Source organism: Arthrobacter sp. PvP103 (assembly GCF_017833075.1).
Lineage (GTDB): Bacteria > Actinomycetota > Actinomycetes > Actinomycetales > Micrococcaceae > Arthrobacter.
Genome location: NZ_JAFIBQ010000001.1, coordinates 2,296,885 through 2,321,835, shown reverse-complemented (window position 1 = coordinate 2,321,835; position 24,951 = coordinate 2,296,885). Strand labels below are relative to the sequence as shown.

At 64.6% G+C, this 24,951-nt stretch carries 22 protein-coding genes; 11 read left to right on the top strand and 11 right to left on the bottom strand.

Annotated elements, in window-relative coordinates; genetic code table 11:
* Positions 1–7: 7 nt before the first annotated feature.
* The 4 genes from JOE41_RS10615 (at position 8) to JOE41_RS10600 (ending at position 6,247) form a co-directional block, all read left to right on the top strand.
* Positions 8–2,626, top strand: a complete 2,619-nt coding sequence (locus JOE41_RS10615) for a WecB/TagA/CpsF family glycosyltransferase (protein ID WP_209752321.1) — start codon at positions 8–10, stop codon at positions 2,624–2,626.
* On the top strand, positions 2,626–3,990 hold the full coding sequence (locus tag JOE41_RS10610; RefSeq protein WP_209752320.1) for an O-antigen ligase: 1,365 nt from the start codon (positions 2,626–2,628) through the stop codon (positions 3,988–3,990). The genes JOE41_RS10615 and JOE41_RS10610 overlap by 1 nt, the downstream gene beginning before the upstream one ends.
* A 9-nt stretch (positions 3,991–3,999) precedes the next feature.
* Positions 4,000–4,827, top strand: a complete 828-nt coding sequence (locus JOE41_RS10605) for a chain-length determining protein (protein ID WP_209752319.1) — start codon at positions 4,000–4,002, stop codon at positions 4,825–4,827.
* 244 nt (positions 4,828–5,071) lie between these two features.
* On the top strand, positions 5,072–6,247 hold the full coding sequence (locus JOE41_RS10600; RefSeq protein WP_083812722.1) for a DegT/DnrJ/EryC1/StrS aminotransferase family protein: 1,176 nt from the start codon (positions 5,072–5,074) through the stop codon (positions 6,245–6,247).
* An 11-nt stretch (positions 6,248–6,258) separates the two neighbouring features.
* Here the strand turns inward: JOE41_RS10600 and mscL are convergent, their stop codons facing one another.
* Positions 6,259–6,717 carry a large conductance mechanosensitive channel protein MscL gene (gene mscL / locus JOE41_RS10595; RefSeq protein WP_209752318.1) on the bottom strand — a complete coding sequence of 153 codons (459 nt, stop codon included), beginning with the start codon at positions 6,715–6,717 and terminating at the stop codon, positions 6,259–6,261.
* Positions 6,718–6,878: 161 nt separating this feature from the next.
* Between mscL and JOE41_RS10590 the strand changes: the two genes are divergently transcribed.
* The gene (locus JOE41_RS10590; RefSeq protein ID WP_209753608.1) at positions 6,879–7,955 is read left to right on the top strand and encodes an FUSC family protein; all 1,077 of its coding nucleotides are present in this window, start codon (positions 6,879–6,881) and stop codon (positions 7,953–7,955) included.
* Between the two features lie 5 nt (positions 7,956–7,960).
* On the opposite strand, the gene JOE41_RS10585 is transcribed toward JOE41_RS10590, so the two are convergent.
* From JOE41_RS10585 to JOE41_RS10575, 3 genes are all read right to left on the bottom strand, one after another.
* Positions 7,961–8,422, bottom strand: a complete 462-nt coding sequence (locus tag JOE41_RS10585) for a hypothetical protein (RefSeq protein WP_209752317.1) — start codon at positions 8,420–8,422, stop codon at positions 7,961–7,963.
* The gene (locus JOE41_RS10580) at positions 8,419–10,758 is read right to left on the bottom strand and encodes a molybdopterin oxidoreductase family protein (RefSeq protein ID WP_209752316.1); all 2,340 of its coding nucleotides are present in this window, start codon (positions 10,756–10,758) and stop codon (positions 8,419–8,421) included. The genes JOE41_RS10585 and JOE41_RS10580 overlap by 4 nt, the downstream gene beginning before the upstream one ends.
* A gap of 88 nt (positions 10,759–10,846) precedes the next feature.
* Entirely contained in the window at positions 10,847–12,112 is a 1,266-nt protein-coding gene (locus tag JOE41_RS10575; protein ID WP_209752315.1) for an aromatic acid/H+ symport family MFS transporter, read from the bottom strand.
* Positions 12,113–12,248: 136 nt separating this feature from the next.
* On the opposite strand from JOE41_RS10575, the gene JOE41_RS10570 reads away from it, so the two are divergent.
* The 3 genes from JOE41_RS10570 to JOE41_RS10560 all read left to right on the top strand — a co-directional run bounded on the left by JOE41_RS10570 (position 12,249) and on the right by JOE41_RS10560 (position 15,402).
* A complete protein-coding gene (locus JOE41_RS10570) occupies positions 12,249–13,022 on the top strand; it encodes an IclR family transcriptional regulator (protein WP_209752314.1) in 774 nt (257 codons plus the stop codon).
* Between the two features lie 118 nt (positions 13,023–13,140).
* Positions 13,141–14,331 carry a 4-hydroxybenzoate 3-monooxygenase gene (locus JOE41_RS10565; protein WP_209752313.1) on the top strand — a complete coding sequence of 397 codons (1,191 nt, stop codon included), beginning with the start codon at positions 13,141–13,143 and terminating at the stop codon, positions 14,329–14,331.
* Between the two features lie 39 nt (positions 14,332–14,370).
* The gene (locus tag JOE41_RS10560) at positions 14,371–15,402 is read left to right on the top strand and encodes an FAD-dependent monooxygenase (protein ID WP_209752312.1); all 1,032 of its coding nucleotides are present in this window, start codon (positions 14,371–14,373) and stop codon (positions 15,400–15,402) included.
* Positions 15,403–15,459: 57 nt separating this feature from the next.
* Here JOE41_RS10560 and JOE41_RS10555 read toward each other — a convergent pair whose 3' ends face one another.
* From JOE41_RS10555 to JOE41_RS10535, 5 genes are all read right to left on the bottom strand, one after another.
* Positions 15,460–17,295 carry an iron ABC transporter permease gene (locus tag JOE41_RS10555; RefSeq protein WP_209752311.1) on the bottom strand — a complete coding sequence of 612 codons (1,836 nt, stop codon included), beginning with the start codon at positions 17,293–17,295 and terminating at the stop codon, positions 15,460–15,462.
* A complete protein-coding gene (locus JOE41_RS10550; protein WP_209752310.1) occupies positions 17,292–18,389 on the bottom strand; it encodes an ABC transporter ATP-binding protein in 1,098 nt (365 codons plus the stop codon). Before JOE41_RS10550 ends, JOE41_RS10555 begins: the two co-directional genes overlap by 4 nt.
* A 45-nt stretch (positions 18,390–18,434) precedes the next feature.
* Positions 18,435–19,496: an extracellular solute-binding protein gene (locus JOE41_RS10545; protein ID WP_245200694.1), complete on the bottom strand. Its 1,062-nt coding sequence runs from the start codon at positions 19,494–19,496 to the stop codon at positions 18,435–18,437.
* A gap of 212 nt (positions 19,497–19,708) precedes the next feature.
* Positions 19,709–20,143 carry an acyl-CoA thioesterase gene (locus JOE41_RS10540; RefSeq protein WP_011693861.1) on the bottom strand — a complete coding sequence of 145 codons (435 nt, stop codon included), beginning with the start codon at positions 20,141–20,143 and terminating at the stop codon, positions 19,709–19,711.
* Positions 20,144–20,224: 81 nt separating this feature from the next.
* On the bottom strand, positions 20,225–20,728 hold the full coding sequence (locus tag JOE41_RS10535; protein ID WP_011693860.1) for a GNAT family N-acetyltransferase: 504 nt from the start codon (positions 20,726–20,728) through the stop codon (positions 20,225–20,227).
* 153 nt (positions 20,729–20,881) lie between these two features.
* Here JOE41_RS10535 and JOE41_RS10530 point away from each other — a divergent pair, with 153 nt between their 5' ends.
* The 3 genes from JOE41_RS10530 (at position 20,882) to JOE41_RS10520 (ending at position 22,690) form a co-directional block, all read left to right on the top strand.
* Positions 20,882–21,388 carry a MarR family winged helix-turn-helix transcriptional regulator gene (locus tag JOE41_RS10530; RefSeq protein ID WP_209752308.1) on the top strand — a complete coding sequence of 169 codons (507 nt, stop codon included), beginning with the start codon at positions 20,882–20,884 and terminating at the stop codon, positions 21,386–21,388.
* A gap of 175 nt (positions 21,389–21,563) precedes the next feature.
* Positions 21,564–21,806, top strand: a complete 243-nt coding sequence (locus tag JOE41_RS10525) for a hypothetical protein (RefSeq protein WP_052309733.1) — start codon at positions 21,564–21,566, stop codon at positions 21,804–21,806.
* Positions 21,803–22,690, top strand: coding sequence for a serine/threonine-protein kinase (locus JOE41_RS10520; RefSeq protein WP_209752307.1), 888 nt, complete (start codon positions 21,803–21,805; stop codon positions 22,688–22,690). The genes JOE41_RS10525 and JOE41_RS10520 overlap by 4 nt, the downstream gene beginning before the upstream one ends.
* On the opposite strand, the gene JOE41_RS10515 is transcribed toward JOE41_RS10520, so the two are convergent.
* Entirely contained in the window at positions 22,687–23,358 is a 672-nt protein-coding gene (locus tag JOE41_RS10515) for a histidine phosphatase family protein (protein ID WP_011693857.1), read from the bottom strand. The two genes, JOE41_RS10520 and JOE41_RS10515, sit on opposite strands and share 4 nt — an antisense overlap.
* Positions 23,355–24,797 (bottom strand): adenylosuccinate lyase, encoded by a 1,443-nt coding sequence (gene purB / locus JOE41_RS10510; protein WP_011693856.1) that lies wholly within the window; start codon positions 24,795–24,797, stop codon positions 23,355–23,357. Before purB ends, JOE41_RS10515 begins: the two co-directional genes overlap by 4 nt.
* Between the last annotated feature and the right edge of the window lie 154 nt (positions 24,798–24,951).

Below are 24,951 nucleotides of genomic sequence, written 5' to 3'. Positions count from 1 at the left end.
GGACAACATGGAAAAGTTGGACAGAAACAAGGTAATCCTGGGCGGCACACCGGTTGACCTGATGGATCCCGAGCCGGCTCTGGAACTCATCCTTACCCGGGCCGGCCGCCGGGGATTGCCACCGCTGGGGGTGGCGTCCGTCAACTTGGACCACCTGCATCATTTCGGCGTCCGCGGTCGTTGGGCAGGCACGCTGCATGCAGACCCGGCCAGCCCTGTGGACTGGCTCTATTTGCTCGACGGCGCGCCGCTCGTGGCTCAGTCTCAGAGGCTGACCGGGCACCGCTGGCCCCGGCTGGCCGGCAGCGACCTCGCTTCCCCCCTCCTGGCACGAGCTGAGCAGCTGGGACTCAGGGTGGGTTTCTTGGGCGGCTCCGCGGCGAACCAGCGGTTGCTCGCCCGGAAGATTGAGGAAGAATACCCGCGGCTCCTGGTGGCAGGCATGTGGTCGCCGGACCGGGAGGAACTGGCCTCTGCGGAACATTCAGTGCGGATCGCCAAGGACATCGCCGAAGCCGGCGCCCAGATTCTCTACGTCGGGCTTGGCAAGCCCCGACAGGAACTGTGGATTGACCACTACGGGGCATTGAGCGGGGCCGCGGTGCTGCTGGCCTTCGGCGCAGCCGTCGATTTCCTGGCCGGCCGGGTACACCGTGCTCCACAGTGGGCAAGCGAACACGGGCTCGAATGGGGCTACCGGCTGGCGCTTGAACCCAAGCGCCTCGCCGGCCGCTACCTGATCGACGGACCGCCCGCTTATGTGAAGCTGCGGACAGCTTCCTGTACCGTTCCACCCGTGGTGCCGGAGCGCCTAGCCTCGGCCGTTCCCGCCCCGCGGACTCCCGGACGGTTCACCGGTCCAGAAGGCTCGACGGACGCCGTCGTGATTGTGGTCACCTATAACAGCATTCAGGGAATTGGTTCCCTTCTGCAGAGCCTGCGGGCCGAAACGGGCGACCTCACCCTGCGCGTGGTGGTGGCGGACAACGCCTCCGCTGACGGCACGCTGGGTTTTGTGCGCAGCCAGCATCCTGATGTGATCGCGTTTGCCACCGGCGGAAACCTGGGATATTCCGGCGGGATCAACGCCGCCATGCGCAAGGCCGGAGAAAGCGCCACCGTGGTGGTGCTCAATCCTGACCTGACCGTGGGACGCGGGAGCCTTACGACCATGCTGCATCGACTGGATGCTTCGCATGCCGGAGCCGTTGTACCCCGGCTCCTCAATGACCGCGGGTCACTAAGTCCCTCCCTGTTCCGAGAACCAAGCATCACGAACGCCTTCGGTGACGCATTATTAGGGCGCCGGGCTGCTAACCGTCCAGGCTGGCTTGCGGGTACAGACTTCAGCCCGGAAAGCTATGCCCACGCGCATACGGTTCAGTGGGCCACGGGGGCCGCGCTGATGGTTCGGCGCGACCTCGCCGACTCGCTGGCGTGGGATGAGTCCTACTTCCTTTATTGGGAAGAGACTGACTATTTCCGTAGCCTGCGGACGATGGGCGAAACTGTCTGGTACGAGCCCGCCGCCGCCATGACGCACGGCGGCGGCGGTTCAGGAAGTTCGGCTCAGCTGAACGCCCTCCTTGCCGTCAACCGGGTGCGCTATATCCGCAAATACCACTCGGCCGCATACTCCGCGGTCTTCCACGGCGCCGTAGTGCTGTCCGAGGCGCTGCGCTGCTGGAAGGCCGACCGGAGGGGTGTTCTCCGGACAGTTCTCAACGAAGACCGCTGGGCTGCCCTCCCCGGCCCCTGCAAAGACCCGGACGCGGGATACTTTCCGAGGGGTTCGGTGATCATACCGGCCCACAACGAGGCCAACGTGATCGCCAGGGCACTCGCCCCGCTGGCGCCGTTGGCTGCTGCCCGGCAGGTGGAAGTAATCGTTGTCTGCAACGGCTGCACAGACAACACCGCGGAGATTGCCCGGCGATTCGACGGCGTCACAGTGCTGGAATCCACAGCAGCGTCCAAACCGTCTGCCATGAACGCCGGGGACGCAGCGGCGACCGAATGGCCCCGGCTCTACTTGGACGCCGACGTCGAAATCACTGCTAATGCCCTGCGTGAGTTGTTCCTCGCACTGACCCCCGGCGGGCTGCTGGCGGGGCGTCCGGCTGCGCGCTATGACCTGCAGGGCGCCCATCCGCTCATCCGGGCGCAGTATCGGGCGCGGATGAGGTTGCCTTCCAATGCCACGAGCCTTTACGCTGCCGGCGCCTTTGCGCTGTCCAAGGAAGGGCATCTTCGGCTGGAGGAATTCCCGGAGGTGCTGGCGGACGACCTGTTCGTGGACAGACTTTTTGGGCCGGCAGAAAAGGCCGTTCTCGACGTCGACCCCGTGGTGGTGCGCCCACCGCGGAGCCTGAAGGACCACATGGCTGTGATGCGCCGCGTTTGCCGCGCCAACGCCCAGGTAAACAGGATGGAAGGACAGCGGAGCAGCACCGCGAGGACCGTTTCGGAATTGATCCGTTCAGTCCGCGGGCCGCTTTCGGCAATGGACGCCCTGATCTACGCGGGCTTCGCAATTGCCGGGCGCAAGGGGGCTGGCGTGCCTCGCCCCGGCTGGGAACGGGACGCCAGCAGCCGGCTGTCAACAACGGACGGGTTGCGACGCTGATGAATTACTCGGAGCTGCATCCGGCATCGGGTCTGACGCCCGCCGGGCCGCCATGGCTGCTGAAGGCAACCATGTTCTCGGTCATGGCGGTTCCGGCCTACCTGGTTCTGGAACCCATCGGGGCCAGTGCCAACCTCCCCGAACTGCTTGCGTTGGGTCTCTTTTGTTTGTGGACCATCTCCACTGTCCTGGGCCTGCACGACCCCGTGCCGTTCCGGCACCCCGGGCGTGCAGCATTGCTGATGCTGCTCCTGGCATCGTGCGTGAGCTACGCACACCTATTTGCAGGCCTCAGCGGAGCCAGCACCGTCGAGGGACGTGCCGCCGCCGACCGATGGATGCTCCTGATGATCGCGTCGGCAGGGATCGCTTTTGTTACGACTGAATCGGTGCGCAACCTTAATGATGCAAGGGCCTTGGTCCGGTGGGTTTTGGCTGGTGGAACGATCTGCAGCGTGGTGGCGATTATTCAGTTCAGCACGCACACGAATCCGATGGACTGGTTCAAGGTGATCATGGTCGGATTCGTCGAAAATGGAACCGCCAGTGCCTTCCAAGCGCGCGGCGCACTCATGCGAGTGGCAGGAACCACGTTGCACCCCATCGAATTGGGGGTTGTCAGTGCCATGCTGCTCCCGCTATCCATTTGGCGGGCATTTCATGATCCGAAGGGCCGGAAGACACTCCAGTGGATAGTGGTGGCACTGTTCGCCGTGGCGAATGCAATCACCGTTTCCCGATCAGGCCTAATCAGCATTGTGATAGCCCTTGCCATCACGGTCATGTTCGTGCCTCGGACTGCCAAGATGTGGGCAGCCGTGATCGTGCCGGTGGGTACAGCCGCAATGTTTGTGGGAGTGCCCGGTCTGATTGGCACCATGTTCTCCACCACTACGGCTGGCAGTTCGGATACGTCCATCACATACAGGACGGAAGATTATCCGTTGGCACTGCGCCTTGTGACTGATCGTCCGTTGTTCGGGACCGGACCGGGCACGTGGATCCCAGCACAACCTAAGGACATCTTTGATAACGAATACCTGCTGGTCGCCGTGACGATGGGCGTCATCGGGCTGATTGCTATGATCGCGTACCTCGCTGTCCCGGCGATTGCAGCATTGGCAGCTGCGCGGCATGCACAGGACAAAGAACTGAAGTTGTTGGGAGCATCAGTGGCCGCCGCCGGGCTTATAGCGACAGTGGCGTCCGGAACCTTCGACTCGATGTCTTTTCCGGTTTTTGCTTTGCTTTGTCCGTTTTTCACAGGTCTGTCAGGTGCCACCTGGCTGATGGTTAAGAATCAACTGGACCCGGTCCGGAATGCTTCCCTTGGAGCTGCATCCGGCAAAGTCCCCTGGGGGTAGGAAGAAGCCATGGATCCGATTTCCGTACTCAAGACGCTTTGGAGGCACAAGTGGGTGGCCATGCCAGTCGTTGTGCTGACCATGTTCGCATGCGTCTATGTCATGTTCTTTGCCGAGCGGAGCTATCAGGCCAAGATGAGCTATGCACTGATTACTCCTAAGGTGCCAACGGCCATCGAGCTGGAAACCAACCCCCAGCTGGCCAAGGTCAACGGCGACAACCCGTACCTCCGGAGCCCGGACAGCACCCTGTTGTCTCAAGTGCTGATGACCAAGTTGGGGGCCCAGGAGACGATGAAGTCCCTTCAGGAACGGGGTCTTGGCACCGAATACACGGTAGCCCAAGCCAGTTCCTTCGGGTCGGGAATGCTCCTCGAAGTGTCGGCATCGGGCACGTCTCCCCAGCAGGCGGTGGACACGGCCGTCGCTTTGGGAGATCGGTTGACCACCACATTGCACGATGTGCAGAAGATCAACGGGGCCGACGAAAGCTACCTCTTCTCCGCGCTCCCTGTCGATGGTCCGGGCCAGGCGGAGGAGATGTTTTCGAGCCGGCTGAGGACGCTGATCATTGTGGCCGTTGGCGGAGTGGTGTTGGTCTTCGGGGCTGTCTCTATCGCCCGTTCCCTTGAGCTGTCCAGCGCCGGCCGACGAACGAAGGAAAAGCCGGCCAGGCACGCCGGTACGCCCGAAGCGGAGGTCTTGGAGCCGGCAGGGCCCAGTACCGCCACAAGGCGTCAACGGGACCGTGGTGCCCACCATCCGTCGGACGCTGAAACCGGGTTATTGGACAACTCCCTCCGCGTCCCCGTTCCGGACAGGGAGCGCAGGACCTGAGCCGCCCGACGACCGCCCGTACCTGCCAGGGGCCCCGGCAGGTAACACGGGGGTGTCCGGCGGCAAGTAGACCAAGTACTGCCTTGCTCCACGGGGAGTACCGCGGTTTCCAAGCGGGTATTCCGCGCTGTAAAGGCGGTGCTCGGCGGAAAAAGGCGCGTACGTTACTCTCGTGACCGCACCGTCGGGTGGCGCGTTGAATGGAAGGGCATACCTATTTCCTTTTGACGAGCGGGAGGTCCCGGTGACCATCAGCGAAGACCGTGCGGTTAGCCACATCGGCGTGATGAGGCCATGGCTCGGGCAGGAGGAAGCGGACGCCGTCGTGCAAGTGCTTTCTTCGGGCCGGATGGTTCAGGGGCCTCGCGTGGGGCAGTTCGAAGAGGCATTCGGCTCTGCCCAACAGGCGCCGTACGCCGTCGCAGTCTCCAGCGGAACCGCCGCGCTCCACCTGGCGCTCAGCGTGGCCGGTGTCGAACCGCAGGATGACGTCGTCCTGCCCTCGTTCTGCTCAGCAGCGAACGCCGACGCCGTCAGTCGCCTGGGCGCCCGGACGGTCTTTGCCGATGTCGAGGCGGGAACCGGCAATGTGTCCCGGAGGACCATCGAGGAGGCCCTCACGCCGGCCACCCGGGCGGTGATCGCGGCGGACCAGGGAGGGATGCCAGTTGACCTGGAACCCATCCGCGAGCTGTGTGACCCGCTCGGCGTCACGGTCATCGAGGACGCCTCCTGCGGTGTGGGCTCCACGTACCAGGGACAGCCGGTGGGAGCCGGCGCCGAATTGACCGTGTGGTCCTTCGATTCGTTTGAGGTCCTGACCACCGGCGAAGGCGGAATGCTGACCACCCGGAATGAGGGGTGGGCAAGCGCAGCCCGGGACCTTCGTGATGAGGGCGGGAGCGGTGAGGGAACCGATCACCGCATGACCGACCTGCAGGCTGCCATCGGCCTGGTCCAGCTCGGGCGGCTGCAGGAAGCCGTCGCCCATCGCCGGGAAATCGTGGCCAGCTACCAGCTGGCGCTCGCGCGGATCGGCGGGCTCCGGTTCATCAAGGACCCCGACTACGGCACCAGCAATTTTCAATCCTTCTGGCTCGAAGTGCTGCCGTCCTTCGCCGTGGCCCGCAATGAGCTTCTGGAACGGTTGTCACGCGACGGCATATCCGCCGGCGCCGGGATCGCGGCGGTCCACCGGGAGCCGGCCTACAGGAACCGGGACACCGGCGCGGCAGACCTCTCAGTCACGGAACGGCTGGCGGACCGGCTGGTGGTCCTCCCGGTTTACCACGAGCTGACTCCGGGCGAGCAGTCACGGGTACTTCGCTCCGTCCGGCTCGCTGCCGCCGGAATTCCCACCACGGTGCGGCGGGGCAAATGGAACGGCGGGTTCCGGCGGGCCGACGCCGCCAGCGCCTGACTGCCTCGGAGTCAGCGTGGTCCTTCCGGTTCTTTTGACGTTCCTGCGCTGGTGAGTTCCCGGTCGTTGCCGGCGAGCTGGGTCAGCAGGTCCCGGATCTCGGCCAGCAGCGCTGTGTCTGCCGGGATGGGCTCCTCCTCGGGCTCCGCCGTGGCCAGCCGGCTCTTCACCAGTGAGTTGATCTTGTTCATGGGCGCTACGAAGATGAAATAGACCACGGCCGCCGTGATGAGGAAGGTCACGAACGCGGTGAGCACGCCGCCGATGTTGACGAACGTCTTGTCATTTCCGGGCCAGATGTGGAAGCCCAGCCCTTCCGTCTGGACGCCGCCGGCCGCTGCGATGATCGGGTTGACGATGTTCGTGGTGAACGCGGCCACCAGCGCCGTGAAAGCCGTGCCGACGACGACGGCGATGGACAGTTCGATCACGTTGCCACGAAGGATGAAATCCTTGAATCCTTTGAGCATGGGGTCCTCCGGTATTCGATTCAGTCGGTGATTTAACCGATTGACAATACCAGTCCGCGCCTTCGCGCCGCCGTCGTTACCGCGCCCGAGGCCGTAGGATTTGGGGTGGACGCCGACGCTGCCGCCATCAGACTGGCACCGTATGGAAAGGCGTGACCCCCGTGAAGCTGTTCGCCGAGATGTTCACGATTGCCCCCGGCAATAAGGACCATCAGGTCGCGATCCGGTGCGCAGTTGGTGTCTTTGTTCCGCTGATCATCCTTGTCCTGATAGGCCGCAGCGACCTGGCAATCTTTGCTTCCTTTGGCGCCTTCACCGGAATCTACGGCCGCGGGGAGATGCACCGGAAGCGGCTCTTCATCCAGGTGCGCGCCGGTTCGCTCATGCTGCTCGTCATATTGCTGGCAACCCTGTCCGCCCGCGCCGGCCAGGCCCTGGGGCTGTCGGACGCCGCGAGCACCTGGGCGCAGGTGGCGGCCACCACCGTGGTGGCCGGAGCGTGTTCGCTGGTGATCGCCTTGTGGCGGCACCGGCCGGCGGGCTCGTTGTTCCATATCTTTGCCTTCGCTGCCGTCGCGTCGATTCCCAGCCAGCCGCCGCTCTGGCAATGCATGCTTGTCGCCGTCCTCACCACCGTGTTCTGCCTGCTGGTCGGCATTTCCTCCCGCCTGGTCCGGAGCCGGCGGACGCCGTGGTCCATGCCCGAACCTGCCCGGCTGACGCCCGATGAAAAGCGCGCCGCCTGGCTCGAGGCCGTGGGCTACATCGTGGCAGCTGGCCTGGCGGGCACACTGTCCACCCTTGTGGGCCAGCGGCTGGGCTTCGGCCACAACTACTGGGCCATGGTGGCTGCCGTTGTACCGCTGGTGGGCCGCACCACCCGCCACCGGGTGGCCAGGGGCATCCAGAGAATCATCGGCACCGTGCTGGGCCTGATCTTGCTGGCGGGTGTGCTGCTGCTGAATCCTGCGCCCTGGCAGATGGTGCTGGTGATCGCCGCGTGCCAGTTCGGCGCCGAGATGTTCATTGCACGCCAGTACGTCCTGGCGCAGATCTTCGTTACGCCGCTGGCTCTCAGCGCCACGTTGCTGGCTGCGCCCGCTGCCCCCCAGGTGCTGTTGCGGGACAGGATCGTGGAGACAGTCATCGGCGCCGCCGTCGGCATTGCCGTAGTGGTTGCCCCCGCCGTGTGGCGGCGGATGCGGGCCCGGAGCGGCGCCCGGCCCCTCTCGGCGTAGGTGTTCTATTCGGCAACAAGCAGGGCCTGGGGTGCGGCCTGTTTCATGCGCGTCCGCAGCCACCGGAGCTGGAGCTCGGTGTCCCCCTCGCACTGCGACACGACGTCCAGAAGCTGTTCGTCGCGGTCACCCTTCGCCGCCTGCGCCACCATCATCCAGGTGACATCGATGTGGTTGACCAGCACGTACAGGTCCTGCAGGTCCAGGAGCAGGGCCAGGGGCCCGGAACGGACTTCCCGGATTCCGTTAGCTGTCAGCCGGTGTTCCTCCTCGCCTTCGGTTTCCTCCCCGTAGCGTTCAATCACGGGACTCAGCGCCTCGCGGTGGGCGTCGCACTGCTTGGCGAGTGTTTCGAGCAGGAAGTGCACATCGGGCTCCTCGCCGTGCCCGTGCGCCACTACTCGAAAAGAGCTCGCCAAGGCGGCTTCAGCTTCCTGCAGCAGGCCGAGGTAGACGGGAAGTTTCATGCCGGCCCCTGCCCGGGGATCTTTTCAAGCCGCACCGCCGCGTTCTTGAAGACGGGCTGTTTGGACACTGGATCCCACTCCGTCAGCGTCAGTTCATTGGCTGCCCGTGGCCGGCCGCCCTCGTCGGGGCCGGCAGTATCCCAATAACCGTAATGGAACGGGGCGAAAACGCACCCAGGCCTGATATCCGCCACCCGCACCGGCAGTTCCAGCGTGCCCCGGCGCGACGCCACACGGACCATGTCGCCCTCCGCCACCCCGAGCTTTCCGGCGTCCTCCCGGGACATCTCCAACCACGGCGCGGGAGCGGCGTCGTTCAACGGCTTGCTGCGTCCGGTTTTTGTCCTGGTGTGGAAGTGGTAGACCGTACGGCCGGTGGTGTACCGGAACGGGTAGTCCTCATCAGGTTCTTCGTGCGGGGGTGTGTAGTCAAGTGCCTTGAACCAGGCCTTCCCTGACTGGACGCTCGCTTTGTAAGTCGTGGAACCTACGGTGGCGCCTGTGAGCAGGTCGTGTCCGAATGATTCGCAGTAGGCCGGATCGGTGGGAAAGTGCCCGTCGGTGTACAGCCGTTCGGTGCCTTCCCGGTGTTCGTCATTGCATGGCCATTGGACGCCGCTGGCGCCGCGGAGCAGCTCGTAGCTCAAGCCGGTGTAGTCGCAGGGGCGGCCGCGTGTGCATTCCTTCCATGCCTCAAAACCGTCTTGGGGGCCGGTCCAGTCCAGCAGGGGCCCGCCGTCCTTGTCCCTGAAATCCATGCGGCGGGCGTAGTCCAGGAAGACGTCCAGGTCGCTGCGTGCTTCGCCGGGCGGGTCAACCGCCTTCTCCGAAAGGTGGACCGTGCGGTCCACATTCGTAAAGGTCCCGGTCTTCTCTCCCCAGCCCGCGCACGGAAGAACGACGTCGGCATATTGCGCAGTTTCGGAGAGGTAGATGTCCTGCACCACCAGGAACAGGCTCTCCTTGCGCAATATGTCACGGATCCTGGCGAGCTGGGGCATTGAGACGGCCGGGTTGGTGGCCGATATCCAGAGGAAGCCGATGGATCCCTGCTCCGCGTAGCGGAAGATCTGCATCGCGTGGGTAGGTGGTGACCAGTCCGGGATGACGGACGGGTCGATGTTCCAGATGCGCGCGAGTTCCTTCACATGTTCCGGATTCTCCCAGTTCCGGAAGCCCGGGAGGTCGCCGTCGGCCCCGCATTCCCGGTTGTTCTGCGCAGTTGGCTGGCCGTTCATTTGCAGGATTCCGCACCCTTGCCTGCCCAGCTGGCCGCGGAGCAGGTGAAGGTTGTTCACCTGGCAGGCGGAGGCTGTGGCGTGGGCGGACTGGTAGAACCCCTGCAGGACCGTGGACAGGACCCGTTCACTGGCGCCAAAGATTGCCGCGGCCCTGCGGACGTCCGAGGCTTCCACGCCGCAGACTTCGGCCACCCGTTCGGGCGTCCACTTGTCCACCACGCCGCGCAGCTGACCGACGTTGAGGGTGTGCGCGTCGATGTAGTCCTGGTCAATCCAGCCGTTGACGAACAGTTCGCGGATCAGGCCGTTCATGAGTGCCAGGTTGGTGCCCGGCCTGACGGGCAGATGGACCTCCGCCGCCCTGGCAACCTCCGTTTCGCGGGGATCCACACAGACAAGCCGCGGCGGGTTTGGCCCGGACAAGCGGTCCAGGAGACGGCTCCAGAGGACAGTCTGGGTCTCTGCCATGTTGTGTCCGTAGAGGAACACGGCATCGCATTCGTCGATGTCCGCATAGCTGCCGGGCTGTCCGTCCGCGCCGAAGCTTTCCTTCAGCGATGCGGCCGCAGTGGCGGTGCACAGTCGTGTGTTGCCGTCCATGTGCGGCGTGCCGATTCCGGCTTTGCCGATGATGCCCAGTGCGTAGTATTCCTCCAGGAACAACTGTCCGCTGGTGTAGAACCCATGGCTCAACGGACCTTTCGAGGCAAGCAGCTCCTTACTTCGGGCCACGATGCGTTCCATGGCCGTGTCCCAGTCCGTGTCAACCAAGCGGCCATTCTCGCGGATCAGCGGCCGGGTCAGGCGGTCCGGGTGCTGCATTCCCTGCCAGCTGCCAAACAGGCCCTTGGGCCCAAGCCGGCCATGGTTGACCCGGTCCGTGGCCCGTCCCCGGATGCCCACCATCCGGCCGTCCTTGACGGCGATGTCGCATCCGCAGCCGTTGCTGCAGAGAACGCAGGCGGACTGCACCCATTCATCGACCTCGCCTGCCTCGATGTCCGCCTGCAGCACCATGTCGACGCGCTCGGGCCATCGTCCTCCCTGGGCGTAAGGTGTGCGGGCGCCCCAGATGTCGGCAATACGGTCAACCATGAGCTCACCTCGAGGAAATAAGTAGGCTTACTTCCTGCCTAGGCTACACTCGTCAGGCATGCTTGATAACCCGCCGCGGTGCGGGGATTTAGGAAGGCCCGACGGCGGTCCGCTTGCCCGCCGCCGCGGTGACCGCCTGCGGGACCAGGGCGAGGGCTGCAACGGCGAGAACGGCCGCGGCGGCAAAGACATAGAAGCCCCAGGGGTAAGCGATTCCGGCGGCCACAAGGGTGCCTGTCACGGCCGGACCGAGGATGGCCCCCAGGCGTCCGACGCCTGCGGCGAAGCCCAGCGCGGTGCCGCGCAGCCGCGGCGGGAACAGCTGGCTCACCCAGGCGTACACCAGCACCTGTGAGCTGAAGACGAAGACCCCGGTGACGAAGACGGCCGCGTTCAGGAGCAGCTCGTTCTGGATTTTCACGCTAAGTACTGCCAGGAACACGGCGGAGAGCCCGAACCAGAGAAGCACGATCTTCTTGGTTCCGTGCTTGTCCGCCAGGATACCGGCCACTACCAGGCCCGCCACGGCGCCCACGTTCAGGACCAGCAGGAGGGAGAGCCCGGCGCTGAGCGTGTAGCCGGCGGACGACATGAGCTGCGGCAGCCAGGTATTCAGTCCGTACACCAGCAGCAGGCCCATGAACGAGGCCACGGCCACACCGGCGGCCACGAGCGGGTACGGTTTCCGCCCGAGGTCCTTGAAGCTGGCACGGTCTTCCACCGCAGGAGCGGGTTCTTTTGCCGCGGCCTTGCCGGGCGCCGGAAGGGAGATGACGGCGGGCAGCGTTTCCGGCAGCTTGAACCACAGGAACGGGACCAGCACGAAGCCCGCAAGGCCGCCAACTACGAACATGATGCGCCAGTCAGGGATGACCATGAGCGCCAGGAAGGCGGTGGCCACTGCGCCTGCGTGGTAGCCCGTCATGGTCCGGGTGGTGGACTTGCCGGCGGATCCCGCGGGGGCGTAATCGTTCATGTAGGCCAAAGCGGCGGGAAGGCAGGCGCCCAGCCCCAGGCCCGCCAGCAGCCTGAAGGCGCTAAAGACTGCCACGTTGGGGGCAAAGACCACGGCAATGGTGAAGATGGAGAACCACGTAACGCAGGCAACCAACAGGTTCCGTCGGCCGAATCGGTCGGAAAGCGGTGCAATGAACAGCGCTCCGAGGCCCACGCCCACCAGGGAGATAGTCGCAGCAAAGGTGGCGCCCACGGCGTCGAAGCCAAGGTCGTGGGTCTTGATGAGCGTGGGGATGACGGTGCCAAGCACTACCAGGTCAAAGCCGTCCAGGACCATGGCCAGCCAGCAGAGCCAGACGGGCCAGCGTGATTTGTTTTCCAACGACGTCGTTGACATTGCTACCTCAAAAAGTTGATTGGTGCGCTCTGTTTCCGTGCGAAACAAGCCGGGATCAAAGGTTCCCCACCCTGAGATTTGTACCACTGGGCAGTGTTATGTGGGACACTTCGAACCATTCAATGGAAGGGGAAGTATGGCCAACTCGGTTTCCGGGGACTCTGTGGTGGACCGCGTGGTCCGCGTCATTGCCGCTTTTCCGGAGGGTGTGAACGTGCTTCCGCTTTCGGAACTCGCCGGGCGGGCGGGGCTGCCGCTCACCACGGCCCACCGGCTGGTGCGCCAGCTGGCCGGACACGGCCTGCTGGACGTCGGTGCCGGCGGTTCGGTGCAACTGGGGCTCCGGCTCTGGGAGCTCGTTAACCGCAATTCGCCCACACTGGAACTGCGCCAGGCCGCCATGCCGTTCATGGAGGACATTCAGCAGGTGCTCAATCAGAACGTGAACCTTGCGGTGCTGGACGGCTGGGAAGCCCTTTTCGTCGAGCGGCTTTCCCGGCGCGGCTCGGTGGCGAACCGGGCGCAGGTCGCCGGCCGCATGTCCGTGCACGTGTCCTCGGCCGGGCTGGTCCTGATGGCCAACCAGCCGCACGCGGTCCAGGCGGACTACCTTGCGGGTTTCACGGATCCTGCCGGCAGGTTGACGGTGGAAGAACTGCGCATCCAGTTAGGCCAAGCTGCACACCAGGGGTACGCCCAGCTGGCCGGTGTGGTGGACCCGGACACCTGGGGCATTGCCGTTCCGGTGATGGACCGGAGGAAGCGGACGGTGGCTGCGATCGGCGTCGTGGTTCCCTTGCGTGAGATGCGCCTGCAGGCGCTGGTCCCGGCCCTGCAGACAGCCGCCCGCGGCATCGGCCGCCGTCTCGCTGAATCGCAGAGCCCTGCAGAGCTGCGGGTTCAGACCTAAATTCCGTTCAACGGAATCACTGTAACGCGGATCACGCATCGGGGCGCACACTGTTTCCAGACGATCCAACAGGCCCCGGGCACTCCCGCCGGGCCCCGCAACGAAGCGAGGAAACACCATGGCAGCCCGCAAAGTACTCACCACCCAAGTGGCCATTCTGGGTGCAGGACCGGCAGGCCTGATGCTCTCGCATCTGCTCGCCAAGTCCGGCATAGAATCCACCGTCATCGAAATCCGGAGCCGCCAGGAAATCCAGGAGACAGTCCGCGCCGGCATCCTGGAGCACGGCACCGTGAACATGTTGGTGGACAGCGGCGTCTCGGACCGCGTGCTGCGCGACGGTGACCGGCACGACGGCATTGAACTGCGCTTCAACGGCGAAAGCCACCGGATCGATTTCCAGGACCTGGTGGGGGAGTCGGTGTGGCTCTACCCGCAAACCGACGTGTTCATGGACCTGGCCGCTCGCCGCGAGGCCGACGGCGGAGACGTCCGCTACAGCGTAACGGACACCACCATCCACGACATCGAAGGATCCCCAAAGGTCTGGTTCACGGACGCCGACGGTGTGGAATATGAGCTGCAGGCCGATTTCATCACCGGCGCGGACGGCTCCCGCAGCCACTGCCGCTTCCAGATCCCTGAGGCGGACCGCAAATGGTACTTCCACGAGTACCCCTTCGCGTGGTTCGGCATCCTGGCTGAGGCGCCCCGGAGCTCCGACGAGCTGATCTACGCCAACTCGGACAACGGCTTTGCGCTGATCAGCCAGCGGACCGAAACCGTTCAACGGATGTACTTCCAATGCGATCCCAACGAGGACGTGAACAACTGGAGTGAGGACCGCATCTGGGACGCCTTCCGCAGCCGGGTCAACGGCAACGGCTTCGAGCTCAAGGAAGGCCCGGTCATCGACAAGATGGTGCTGAAGTTCCGCAGCTTCGTCCACGCCCCCATGCGCCACGGAAAGCTCTTCCTGGCCGGCGACGCCGCCCACACCGTCCCGCCCACCGGCGCCAAGGGCTTGAACCTGGCCATCCACGACGTCAAGGTCCTTTTCGAAGGGCTGGAAAGCTACTGCAAGGGCGGTTCCACGGTGCTGTTGGACGCCTACAGCGACCGCGCCCTGGAGCGCGTCTGGAAGGCACAGCAGTTCTCCTACTGGATGACCTCGATGCTCCACACGCCGGTGGACGCCGACGACTTCTCCCGGGCCCGCCAGCTGGGTGAACTCAACTCGGTGGTCTCCTCCCGCCACGGCCGGGCCTACCTGGCAGAGGCCTACACCGGCTGGCCCGGGGCCCACTAGGCACGAGGGCGGCAGCAGCTCCGGCCGTAGACTCGGGAAATGTACGGCATAACAATCGTGGGCGGAGGCATCGCCGGGCTGGCCCTCGCCGCGACGCTTGATCCGGATCGCTTCCACGTCACGGTGCACGAGCAGCGGAACACGCTGCCGACAGTTGAAACGTCCCTGGCCATGTGGCCGGAGGCCCAAAAGGCGCTCGGCGCCGTGGGGATCCTGCCGCAGATTCAGGCGGCAGGCTCCGCCTTTGACGCCATGGCACTGCGGGACGTGTCCGGGAAGGCGTGGTTCCGGGCCGCGGTTGCAGGCGTGATCGGCGTTTCACGCGCTGACCTGCTTCGCCTCCTGGACTCTGCCGTGCCGCAGTCCGTGACCCGGGTGTCCGGTGCGGTGACCGCGTTTCCCGACTCAGGGCTCCTGGTGGGAGCCGACGGCGTCCACAGTGTGGTCCGCCGGCAACGGTGGGGCTCGCGGTCCCTGGAACGGCTCAGTCCCTACCTCGCCTTGCGCGGGATCATCGATGAACCTGTCGCCGGGGATACGGCCGGCGAATACTGGGGCCGCGGTGAATTGTTCGGCATCGCTCCGGCATCCCGGCAACGGACCTACTGGTACGCGTCCTACCGGTCGGACCTGGGGCCCGGCGGCGTCGATATCGCCGCGGCACTGGATCTCACCCGCCGGCGCTTTTCAGGAAAGGCTCCGGGAATCGTTCGCGTTCTCGCCGGGGCAGCCCCCGAAGGGACGCTCGCCCAGCGGATCTGGACAGTGCCCGCCCTCGGGGACTACGCACGCGGGGGCACCGCGCTGGTGGGAGACGCGGCGCACGGCATGACGCCTAACCTTGGACGCGGGGCCTGCGAGGCCCTGGTTGATTCGGTTACCCTCGCCGGGCTGCTCAACTCGCGGCCGCTTCCGGAGGCGCTCGCGGCCTACAATAAGCGGCGCGTGCTTCGCAGCCAGGCCTTACGGGTGGCGTCTTCCGCGATGACCCGGCTTGTGCTTGACGAATCGGCCCAGCCGTTCCGGGACAGGATTCTCAGCGTCGCCGGGCGGCTGAGCCGCACCGCTTAGCGGGCGCCGTCCGCCTGGTTGCGCACCGCCGTCGGACGCGGTCTTTCGGGGCTGGGCTTAGGGCACCGGACTCGGCGCGGACGCCTTGGCGTCCGCTGTCTCCGCAACGGGCGATGCCGCGGGAGCAGTCGTGTCGGCAGCGGCGCCGGATCCGCCGCGTGTCCCGTCCTTCCGCCGACGCATGGCAGACCGGCCGCCCGACCTTCCGTAGACCAGGTACATCGTCAGCCCGGTGATGACCATCAGCAGCACCGTGTACACAAAGGTGTTGGAAACACCGTCCACGCCTTCTGCGCCGTCCGTGTTGGCCTTGATGACAAGGCCCAGCGGCTGGACCAGCGGGTGGGCCAGGAAGATGGCGGTGTCGTAGTCGTCCAGCATGCTGTTGAAGTTGAGGGCAGCGATGGCGGCAGCGGCGGGAAGGACCAGTGGCAGCAGGATGCGCCGGAAGACGTAAATCGTTCTTGCCCCCATGATGGTTGCCGCCTCCTCCAGCGATGAATTCACCGACGCAAAGGACGCCTTGAGCATCCTTAACGTGAAGGGGATCTTCACCGTGACAAACGCGATCAGGAGGATGACGGTGGTCCCGGTCAGGACGGCACCGCCCACCAGCGGATTCGGGTGGTCGTAGCTGATGATCAACCCCAAAGCCAGCAAAGCCGACGGCAGGATCCACGGGATGTGCAGCAGGTACTCGAACGACGCCGTTACCCAGTTCTTGTGTTTCTGCAGGATCCGCGCCACGAAGAGCAGGCCGCCCACGGCGATCACCGCAGCAAGCGCGCTGTAGACAACGCTGATGACAAATGGCCTCAGGCCGGAGGGCTGGGTCAGCACGCGCACATAATTGTCGAAGGTGAGACTGCCCGGCGAGAGCTGTCCGGTCTGGATGGCGGCGCCGTCTGCGAAGGAAAACAGCACAATCAGGACCACTGGCAGGGTGTACACCGCAAACAGCAGGTAGGCGGCCGCGTGGACGGCAATGTTTGCTGCCGGGTTGGAGATTTCCTGCTTCTGGAGCGCCGAGGAAACCTTGGATACGGAAAAGTAGGTGCCGCCCTTTTCCAGGCGCGACATGACCGCGAGCATCACGATGGTGGCCACACCGAGGATGACGGCGAGCAACGCCGCCAGGTCTCGGGAGGTGGGGCTGTTCGTGAACGTGAGGATCATCGGGGTGATGGTCTGGAAGTCGCGTCCGCCCAGGACCTGCGGCGCGCTGAGTGCCCCCAGGCCGGTCAGGAAGGACAGGATGGTGACGGCGAAGAGGGTGGGCTTCAGCATCGGCAGCACGATGCGGCGAAGGATGGTCCAGGTTGACGCGCCAAGGTTTCTGGCCGCTTCGATGGTCTGGTAGTCGACGCCTTTGAGGGCGTTCGCAACGAACAGCATGTGGTTGGTGGTGGTGGCGAAGGTCATCACCGCCAAAACGGCGAAGAATCCCGAAAACCATCCCGGATCCATCCCGGGAAAGATGTTCAGCAGGAATGCCGTGACGATTCCCTTGTCGCCGTAAATGAATTTGTAGCCCGCCGCCAGCACGATGCCGCCGTAGATGAACGTGGTGGCGTAGCCCAGGAACAGGATCCTGGAACCGCGGATCCTGAAGTAATGGGTGACCAGGACGATGAAGATGCCCACCACGTTCACCGTGATGGAGAGTGCCACTGCCAGCAGGAAGCTGTTGCCCAGGGATTTCATGGCGCGCTGGGAGGAGAAAAGCTTTTCGGCCGCCCGGCCCGAAAAGTTTCCTTCGGGGAAGAAGGTTTCGATCAGCACGTTCGCGTTGGGCCAGACGAGGAACGCCGCGATGAACCAGGTCAGGACCGTTCCCACGATGATGATGAACGGGGAACGGAACATGCTTCTGGCTGAGTTGCCGCTGCTCATCGGAGGGACGCTGCCTGATCCTGCGCTGCCTGCTCCTGACCGGCCGGATCCTGCGAGGCAAGCGCGGCGCCGGTATCGGGGTGGTACTGCAGCACGTGGCCCGGCTGCACGAATATCGTGGTTTCCGCCCCCGTCGCGGGATGCACCCCGCCGTCCTCCTTGACCAGCAGGCGGATGTCGGCGCCGTGGCTGCGCACCACGTAACGGCTGTGGAGCCCGTGATACGTGCGGGACACCACCTTTCCGGAAAGCCCGACGGCGGTGCTGCCGGCTGCGGGCGGCGTCAGCGAGGCTTTTTCCACCCGCAGGTAGGAGTTTGCTGCCGTGCCGAGCCCGGCGTCCGAGAGCCTGTTCAGTTCATTGATGAAGTCCGCGGTCAGGGCGGAGCTGTCGCCGATGAAATTGCATACGAATTCGGTGGCCGACCGGTCGTAGATGTCCTGCGGAGTGCCCACCTGCTCCACCACCCCCTTGTTGAAGACGGCCACGCGGTCGCTCATGGCCAAGGCCTCGTCCTGGTCATGGGTCACGTACACAGTGGTGATGCCGAACTCGCTCTGCAGGTCCTTGAGCTGTTGCCGCAATTGGTGGCGCAGCTTGGCGTCGAGATTGGACAGCGGTTCGTCGAGGAGCAGGATCTTGGGCCGAAGCACCAGGGCGCGGGCAACGGCAACCCGCTGCTGCTGGCCTCCCGACAGCTCTGCCACGTTCTTGTCCAGCTGTTCATCGCTGAGCTCCACCCGGCGCGCGATGTCGCGCACCAGGCGGTCGCTCTCGGCGGACTTTTCCTTCCGCACACGTAGGCCGAACGCGATGTTTTCCCACACACTCATGCTCGGGAACAGAGCATAGTTCTGGAAAACCATCCCCACCTGGCGCTTGTCGCTCGGCAGGCGCGTGACGTTCTTGCCGTCCACATGGACCGACCCCGCGGACGGCTCGATGAAGCCTGCCAACGTCCGGAGTGCCGTCGTTTTGCCGCACCCCGACGGGCCCAGCAGCGTGAAGAATTCACCGGGCCGGACGTGGAGGTCCAGGTGCGGGATGGCAATAAAATCGCCGAAGGAAACTTCGATGTTGTCCAAGCGGATCATGGGAAACCTGTCTTGTGGGACTGCGGAAGCGGGGGGCGGCCAGGGTTACGTCATGTACTCGAGCTCGATCTTTTCCACCCACGAGCCCATGTTTTCCTGGACGAAGTTCCAGTCGATCTCCTGCTGCTTCAGTCCGTTGAAGAACTCCACCACCTCCGGCCTGGCCTTGGCGGCGGCGCTCTTGTTCACCGGCATGGAGTTGAACTGCTGTGCAAACTCACCCTGGACGTCGGCACTGCCGAACCAGTCGATGAACTTTTGGGCCTGTTCCTTCTTGTCGGTTCCCTTCACCAGGGCGACCTGCTCCACGGCGAGGGGGACGCCCACGGACGGCACCACCGTTTCGACATTCACCTTGAAGGACTTCTCACGTTCCGCCACGATGGACGACGGCATCTGACCCATGTCCACGTCGCCAGACGCGATGCGGGCGAAGAGATCGGTTTTCGCGACGGCGGGGCTGCCGTTCTTGAAGTACTGCTCCACCTGCTTCCAGCCTTCATCGGAGATGCCCAAGTCACCGGAATCGTCCTTGTAGCGGGCGAGAATACCGGCGAATACCAGCTGCGCCGTGGCGGTTCCCAGACCAGTGACCCGCTCATAGCGTGTTTTGAACTCGTCTTTGGACCACAGGTCCGTCCAGTCCTTCGGTGCCTGCTCCTGGGTGAACTTATCCGAGTTGTAGCCGAGCATAATGGCCTGCTTAACCAGCGGCCAGTAGGCCTTGTCGTCGTCGCTGTCTGCGAGCGAGGGATCCACTTCGCCTGCCCAGGCAGGCTCATAGGCCTCGATCGCACCGGCCGCTTTGACCTGGGCGAAGTACATGTTGTTGAGGCCGAAGGCGACGTCCGCAATGGGGTTGTTCTTTTCGGCGATCAGTTTGTTGGTCGCGTCTGCGCCGCCGGCGCCCACAATCTCAATCTTGAAGCCGGCGTCCGCTGCCTTTTTCGTCAGCCACTCTCCGCGGCCCTCTCCGTTGGAGTTGGTGTACACCACCAGAGTGTCGCCCGACGCCCCTGCGGCGGAGGAACTTCCGGAGCTTTCGGGAGCCGCGCTGCCGGCGCCGCAGCCGGCTAGAAGGGTGATGGCGACGGCGGCGGCAACCATTGTCTTGAGTTTGTGCACGATTGAGACCCATTTCTGAACTGGAACCGGAGCATTGTCCGGCAAGCCTATAGCGGCTCATGCCGATTCGGGCCGTTTATAGCTATCGATTCGATAAACTACCCGGCCCCGGCGTTCGAGTCTTGTCCAGGCGCCCCAACAGCGCATGCCCGTGGCTTTAACGCATCGTGAACTTCCGGAGTACCCCGGAAGGGTCAGTCCTGTTCCAGGGTCTCGGTCAGGTGGTGGGTGGGGATGCGGTCGCGGTCGTAAGTGATCTCGGTATAGCCGTGGGGTTCGGGCTTGCCGTGCGGGTCGAGGTTCACGAACACGATTTCCTCGATGGTGAGGATGCTCTGCCGGGTGATCATGTTCCGCACTTCGGCGCGCATGGTCAGCGATGTCCGGCCGAATCGCGTGGCGGTCAGCCCCATCTCAATCAGGTCTCCCTGTACCGCGGAGCTGACGAAATTGATTTCGGAAATGTACTTGGTGACTGCCCGGCCGTTGCCAAGTTGCAGGATGGCGTAGATGGCCGCTTCCTCGTCGATCCATTTCAGCAGGCTCCCGCCGAACAGCGTGCCGTTCGCATTGAGGTCTTCAGGGCGCACCCATTTGCGGGTGCGGAAGGTAATGTCTGCCGATTCCATAAGGCGAGATTAGCCGACGGGCCTGCGCCTGCCGCAGTATGACGGCGCGCCAAGTCACGACTGCGGCAGGCGCTGCCGCAGTCAGGCCATGGCAGTGTGGGCGGCGCTGTGGGAATCGATCTTCTTGGCGTAGCAGTAGGAGTGCTCCATGCCGATGTAGGGGCCGAAGTTCGGAATTTCGTCAAAGCCGCAGCTTTGGTAGAAGTTCCTCCCGTCCGGCTGGGCGGAGCCCGCTTCGGCGGTGATGGAGGTGACGCCCATGCCGTACGCGTGCGCCTCCAGTGCTGCAAGGATGGAGCTCGCCACCCCCGAACCGCGGGTGTAGGGAAGTACGTACAGCCGCTTGATTTCGGCCGTCGTGGAGTCCAGCATCCTCAGTCCGCCGCAGCCCACCGGCTGGCCGGAGCTCTTCTCATAGGCCACCAGGAACACGGCGGTATCCGCTTCCGACGGCGGCGGGCCGGGTTCGTGGTCCTTCGTGCCGAAGCGGGCGTCCAGTTCCGCCTGCTGTGCCGCACGCAGGTCGGCGCCCACGGGGTTGGCCCAAGTGACCTGCCTGATGTTGAGACGGGGGTTGGTCTGCATCACTGCCTCGATTCGCCGAAGGGTTATGCAAAATAAGCCTAAGAGGGTGCCGTTACCGCGGTGTTTCCTGCGGGTAAGCGGCCGGAGAACAAGATGTCCGCCCGTGAGGATTTATCAAGTCCGTCTAGATATCAGATCGGCTAGTATTACTCAATGGCTTTGAACAGCAGTGCCGGATCCGGCTATTGGTACGGCGCCGACGGGCAGTTCGACCATGGCGCAGCCGTATTGCAGTCCCTGCGTGACTATCGCAATGCCGAGGTGGCAACGCGCCGGGCAACCAGGGATTCGATGGGCATGGGGGAGACGGATATCCTCGCCCTGCGATACCTCCTGCGCGCACGGGCCTCGAACAGGGCGGTTGTTCCCAAGGACCTCAGTACATTCCTGGGCATTACCAGCGCCTCCACGACTTCGCTGATAGACCGCCTCGTCGGCAGTGGCCATGTGCGTCGCGAGCCGCACCCCACCGACCGGCGATCGTTGATAGTCGTACCGACCGTCGAATCCGATACCGAAGTCCGGGCCACCCTCGGAGCCATGCATCGCAGGATGATGGCGGTGGCGGAGGGGCTGACCGCGGAAGAAGCCGGCGTCGTTATCGCTTTTCTCCAGCGAATGCGCGAGGCGATCGAGCCGGACGACCATCCCTTCACCTGAGTAGATAGTTAGACAAGCTAGTTATATTGACTACTTATATGTATGCTTACTATTAATAGGGTTGACCGTAGGTAGTTTGGCGCTTGGCATAGGGAGTTGGGTTCGCTTGGTTACGTTCACACGATTTGACGGACGGGGCCAGGGGACCGAAATGACTGCGGGGCCATCAGGCACCATGACCGATTCAGCCCGTATCCCGGACGGATCCGGCGCGGCTGGATACCCGCCCAAGCACTGCGGCGTTGCCATGGAATGGTCCAAACCGGCCGCGCAGACCATGTCGGCCTACTCCTACGATGCCGGCGAAGCCCTGGCCGACCTGCCCGAAGTGTGGCGGTGCCGATGCGGCTTCCAGCTCGACTCTTGGGTAAACGCGGCACCCGCCGCCAGCCTCCTGGCCGATATCCGCATGTCATGACCAGCGACTGCGGCGGCCAGCCTCCCGAGATATGGGATGCCGGTTCGGACACGCGCTATCTGCTGCATGAAAGGTTAGGCGTCGGTGCCACCGCCCAAGTGTTCCGTGGTACCGACCACCGTGACGGCCGTCCGGTCGCCGTTAAAGTGGCTGCACTGGCGGACAAGCGGAACGGGGAACGTATCGCCGCCGAGGCTGTCCTGATGGAGGGATTGCGCCATCCGGCGCTCGTAAAATTTGTTGACAAGGGCACCGGGGCGGCGGATTCCCGCTGGGCAGGCTGCCCCTTCCTGGTCCAGGAACTGGTGTACGGCAGCAGCCTTGCGGAAACAATCCGTTGGGGGCCAGTGCCCGGGAGCGAGGTAGCTCCTTGGGCGGTGGGTCTCCTGTCCGGACTGCGGCACCTGCATGCGCGCGGGATCGTGCACCGTGACATCAAGCCGGCGAACCTGCTGCTGAGCCGCCTGCGCAAGTGCCCTGTCCGGATCATCGACTTCGGCATCGCTGCACCTGCCGGAACCGAGCCGGAGCCCGGGACGTCTTCCGGCACCGTTCAGTACATGAGTCCGGAGCAGGCGAACGGCGAGACAGTCCGGCCGGCTGACGACATCTATGCCTTGGGGCTGGTGCTGCTCGAATGCCTGACGGGAGTCAAGGCCTTTCCCGGGACGGCCGCCGAGTCCCTGGTCGCAAGGACGCTGAGGAGCCCCGGCATACCGCAGCATCTCGGTTCACAATGGGCATCGCTGCTGGGATCGATGACAGCCAGGCATGCGGCGGAGCGCCCCACAGCACTGGAGGCCACGGCAGAGGCCGCGATGCTCCTGCAGCGCCCGCATCCCCTGCGCCGACGGGTGGAGGCGCGCTCGGGGAGCTACTGCTAGGCCTGTCTGCCGGTGGGGTCTTGCGCGGTCGGATCGGCCAGAGCCAGGCCGCCCACGGGGCTGTCGTCCCAGTGGATGAGCTTCCAGCCGTCGTCGGGATCGCCCTCCAGGGCCACAATGCCGGTGTTGTTCAGCACATGCTTCGCGGCAAAGTCCGGCTCAATGTTGCCTGCCCGCAGTCCTGCCCATACGCGGATGGCCGCCCCGTGGCTGACCACGGCAACGGATCCGGAATCCCCGATTCCGTTTGCCCGCTCCGCCACTGCAGCGATCGCGGCGTCATAGCGGTCGAAGAAGTCCCGGCCGCTGGGACCTGCAGGCATCCGGCGGTCCAGGTCGCCGTCGGCCCAGGAAAATATGGTGCCCAGGTACCGCTTGTGCGATTCATGGTCCGTCAGCTTTTCGAGCGCACCGGCTTCGATCTCGTGGATGCCCTCAATCACCTCAGTGTCCAGCCCGTGGAGCCGCGCCAGCGGCGCTGCCGTGATCTGGGTCCGGACCAGGGTGGAGGCGTAGAGGGAATGGATCCGCTCATTCGCCAGGGCGCGGGAAAGAGCCTCGGCCTGGCGTTCGCCGAGTTCCGTCAGCCCCGGTCCCGGGTGAGCGGTGTCCAGCTGCCCCAGGACGTTGCCGGGGGTCTGGCCGTGGCGAATGAGCAGAAGCCTCATTTGAGGTGGTCCACCAGCTGGTCCGCGATGCCTGTGTACTTGCCCGGTGTCAGGGCCAGCAGCCGGGCTTCGGCGTCCGCGGAGAGGCCCAGGCCCTGGACGAATTCCTGCATCCGGGCGGCATCCACGCGCTGTCCGCGGGTCAGGTCCTTGAGCCGCTCGTAGGGGTTTTCCATTCCTTCGACGCCGGCAATCGCCTCGGCGCGCATCACCATTTGGATGGCCTCGCCCAGAACTTCCCAGTTGGTGTCGAGGTCGCCCGCCAGGACGTCCTCGGCTACGTCCAGGCGCTCCAGGCCCTTGACCACATTCGAGATGGCCAGCAAGGAGTGCCCGAAGGCCACGCCGATGTTGCGCTGGCTGGAGGAGTCGGTGAGGTCGCGCTGCCAGCGCGAGGTGACCAGCGTGGAGCCCAGCACGTCCAGCAGGCCGGAGGAGATCTCCAGGTTGGCTTCGGCGTTCTCAAAGCGGATCGGGTTGACCTTGTGCGGCATGGTGGAGGAACCCGTGGCGCCCGCCACCGGGATCTGCGCGAAGTAGCCGATGGAGATGTAGCTCCAGATGTCGGTGCACACGTTGTGCAGGATCCGGTTGAACCGCGCGACGTCGGCGTACAACTCCGCCTGCCAGTCGTGGCTTTCGATCTGGGTGGTCAGCGGGTTCCAGGTCAGGCCCAGGCCCTCAACGAAGGACTTCGCCACGTGCTGCCAGTCCGCGCCGGGAACGGAAGCGACGTGGGCGGCGTAGGTGCCGGTGGCGCCGTTGATTTTGCCCAGGTATTCCGTCCTGGCAATCCGGTCCAGCTGGCGGGTCAGGCGGTGCGCGATGACGGCCAGTTCCTTGCCCAGGGTGGTGGGTGTGGCCGGCTGTCCGTGCGTGCGGGAAAGCATGGGCACGCTGCGGTTGTCGTCAGCCATCCTGCTGATCTGGGCCACCAGCGCCTTGGCGGCGGGCAGCCACACGTCCTCCACGGCGCCCTTGACGCCCAGCGCGTAGGAGAGGTTGTTGATGTCTTCCGAGGTGCAGCCGAAGTGCACCATGGCGGTAAGCCGCTCAATGCCGATGGCCGGCAGCCTGCGGCCGATGTAGTACTCGACTGCCTTGACGTCGTGAACCGTTACGGCCTCGATGTCGGCCAGCTCGGTGACCGACGCGGAGTCGAATTCCGTGACGATGGCGCGGAGCTGGTCCTGCTGTTCGGGCGTCAGCGGACCGGCGCCCGGGAGGACGCTGTTGCTGGTCAGGTGGATGAGCCACTCGACTTCCACGGCCACGCGATCCCGGTTGAGGGCCGCCTCGGACAGGTAATCCACCAACGGTGCGACCGCGGACTGGTACCGGCCGTCCAGCGGGCCTAGGGCGATCTTGTCCGGCGAGGCGGCAAGGGCCAGGCGTCCGGAAGGCGTACGGGTCTCAGCTGTGGCGGCAGTTTCAGGCATGTGCTGATTCTTTCACGAAGTCGCGCTGCCCCTTAAGCGCGCTGTCCGTGTGACTTCTCCCCGCCGGGCCTCAGGTTCGGGTGCCCTCCGTTTTCCACATAGCCGACGCCGCCAGTTCCATGCCGCTGCACCGCTCCGTAGCGTCGTTATTACC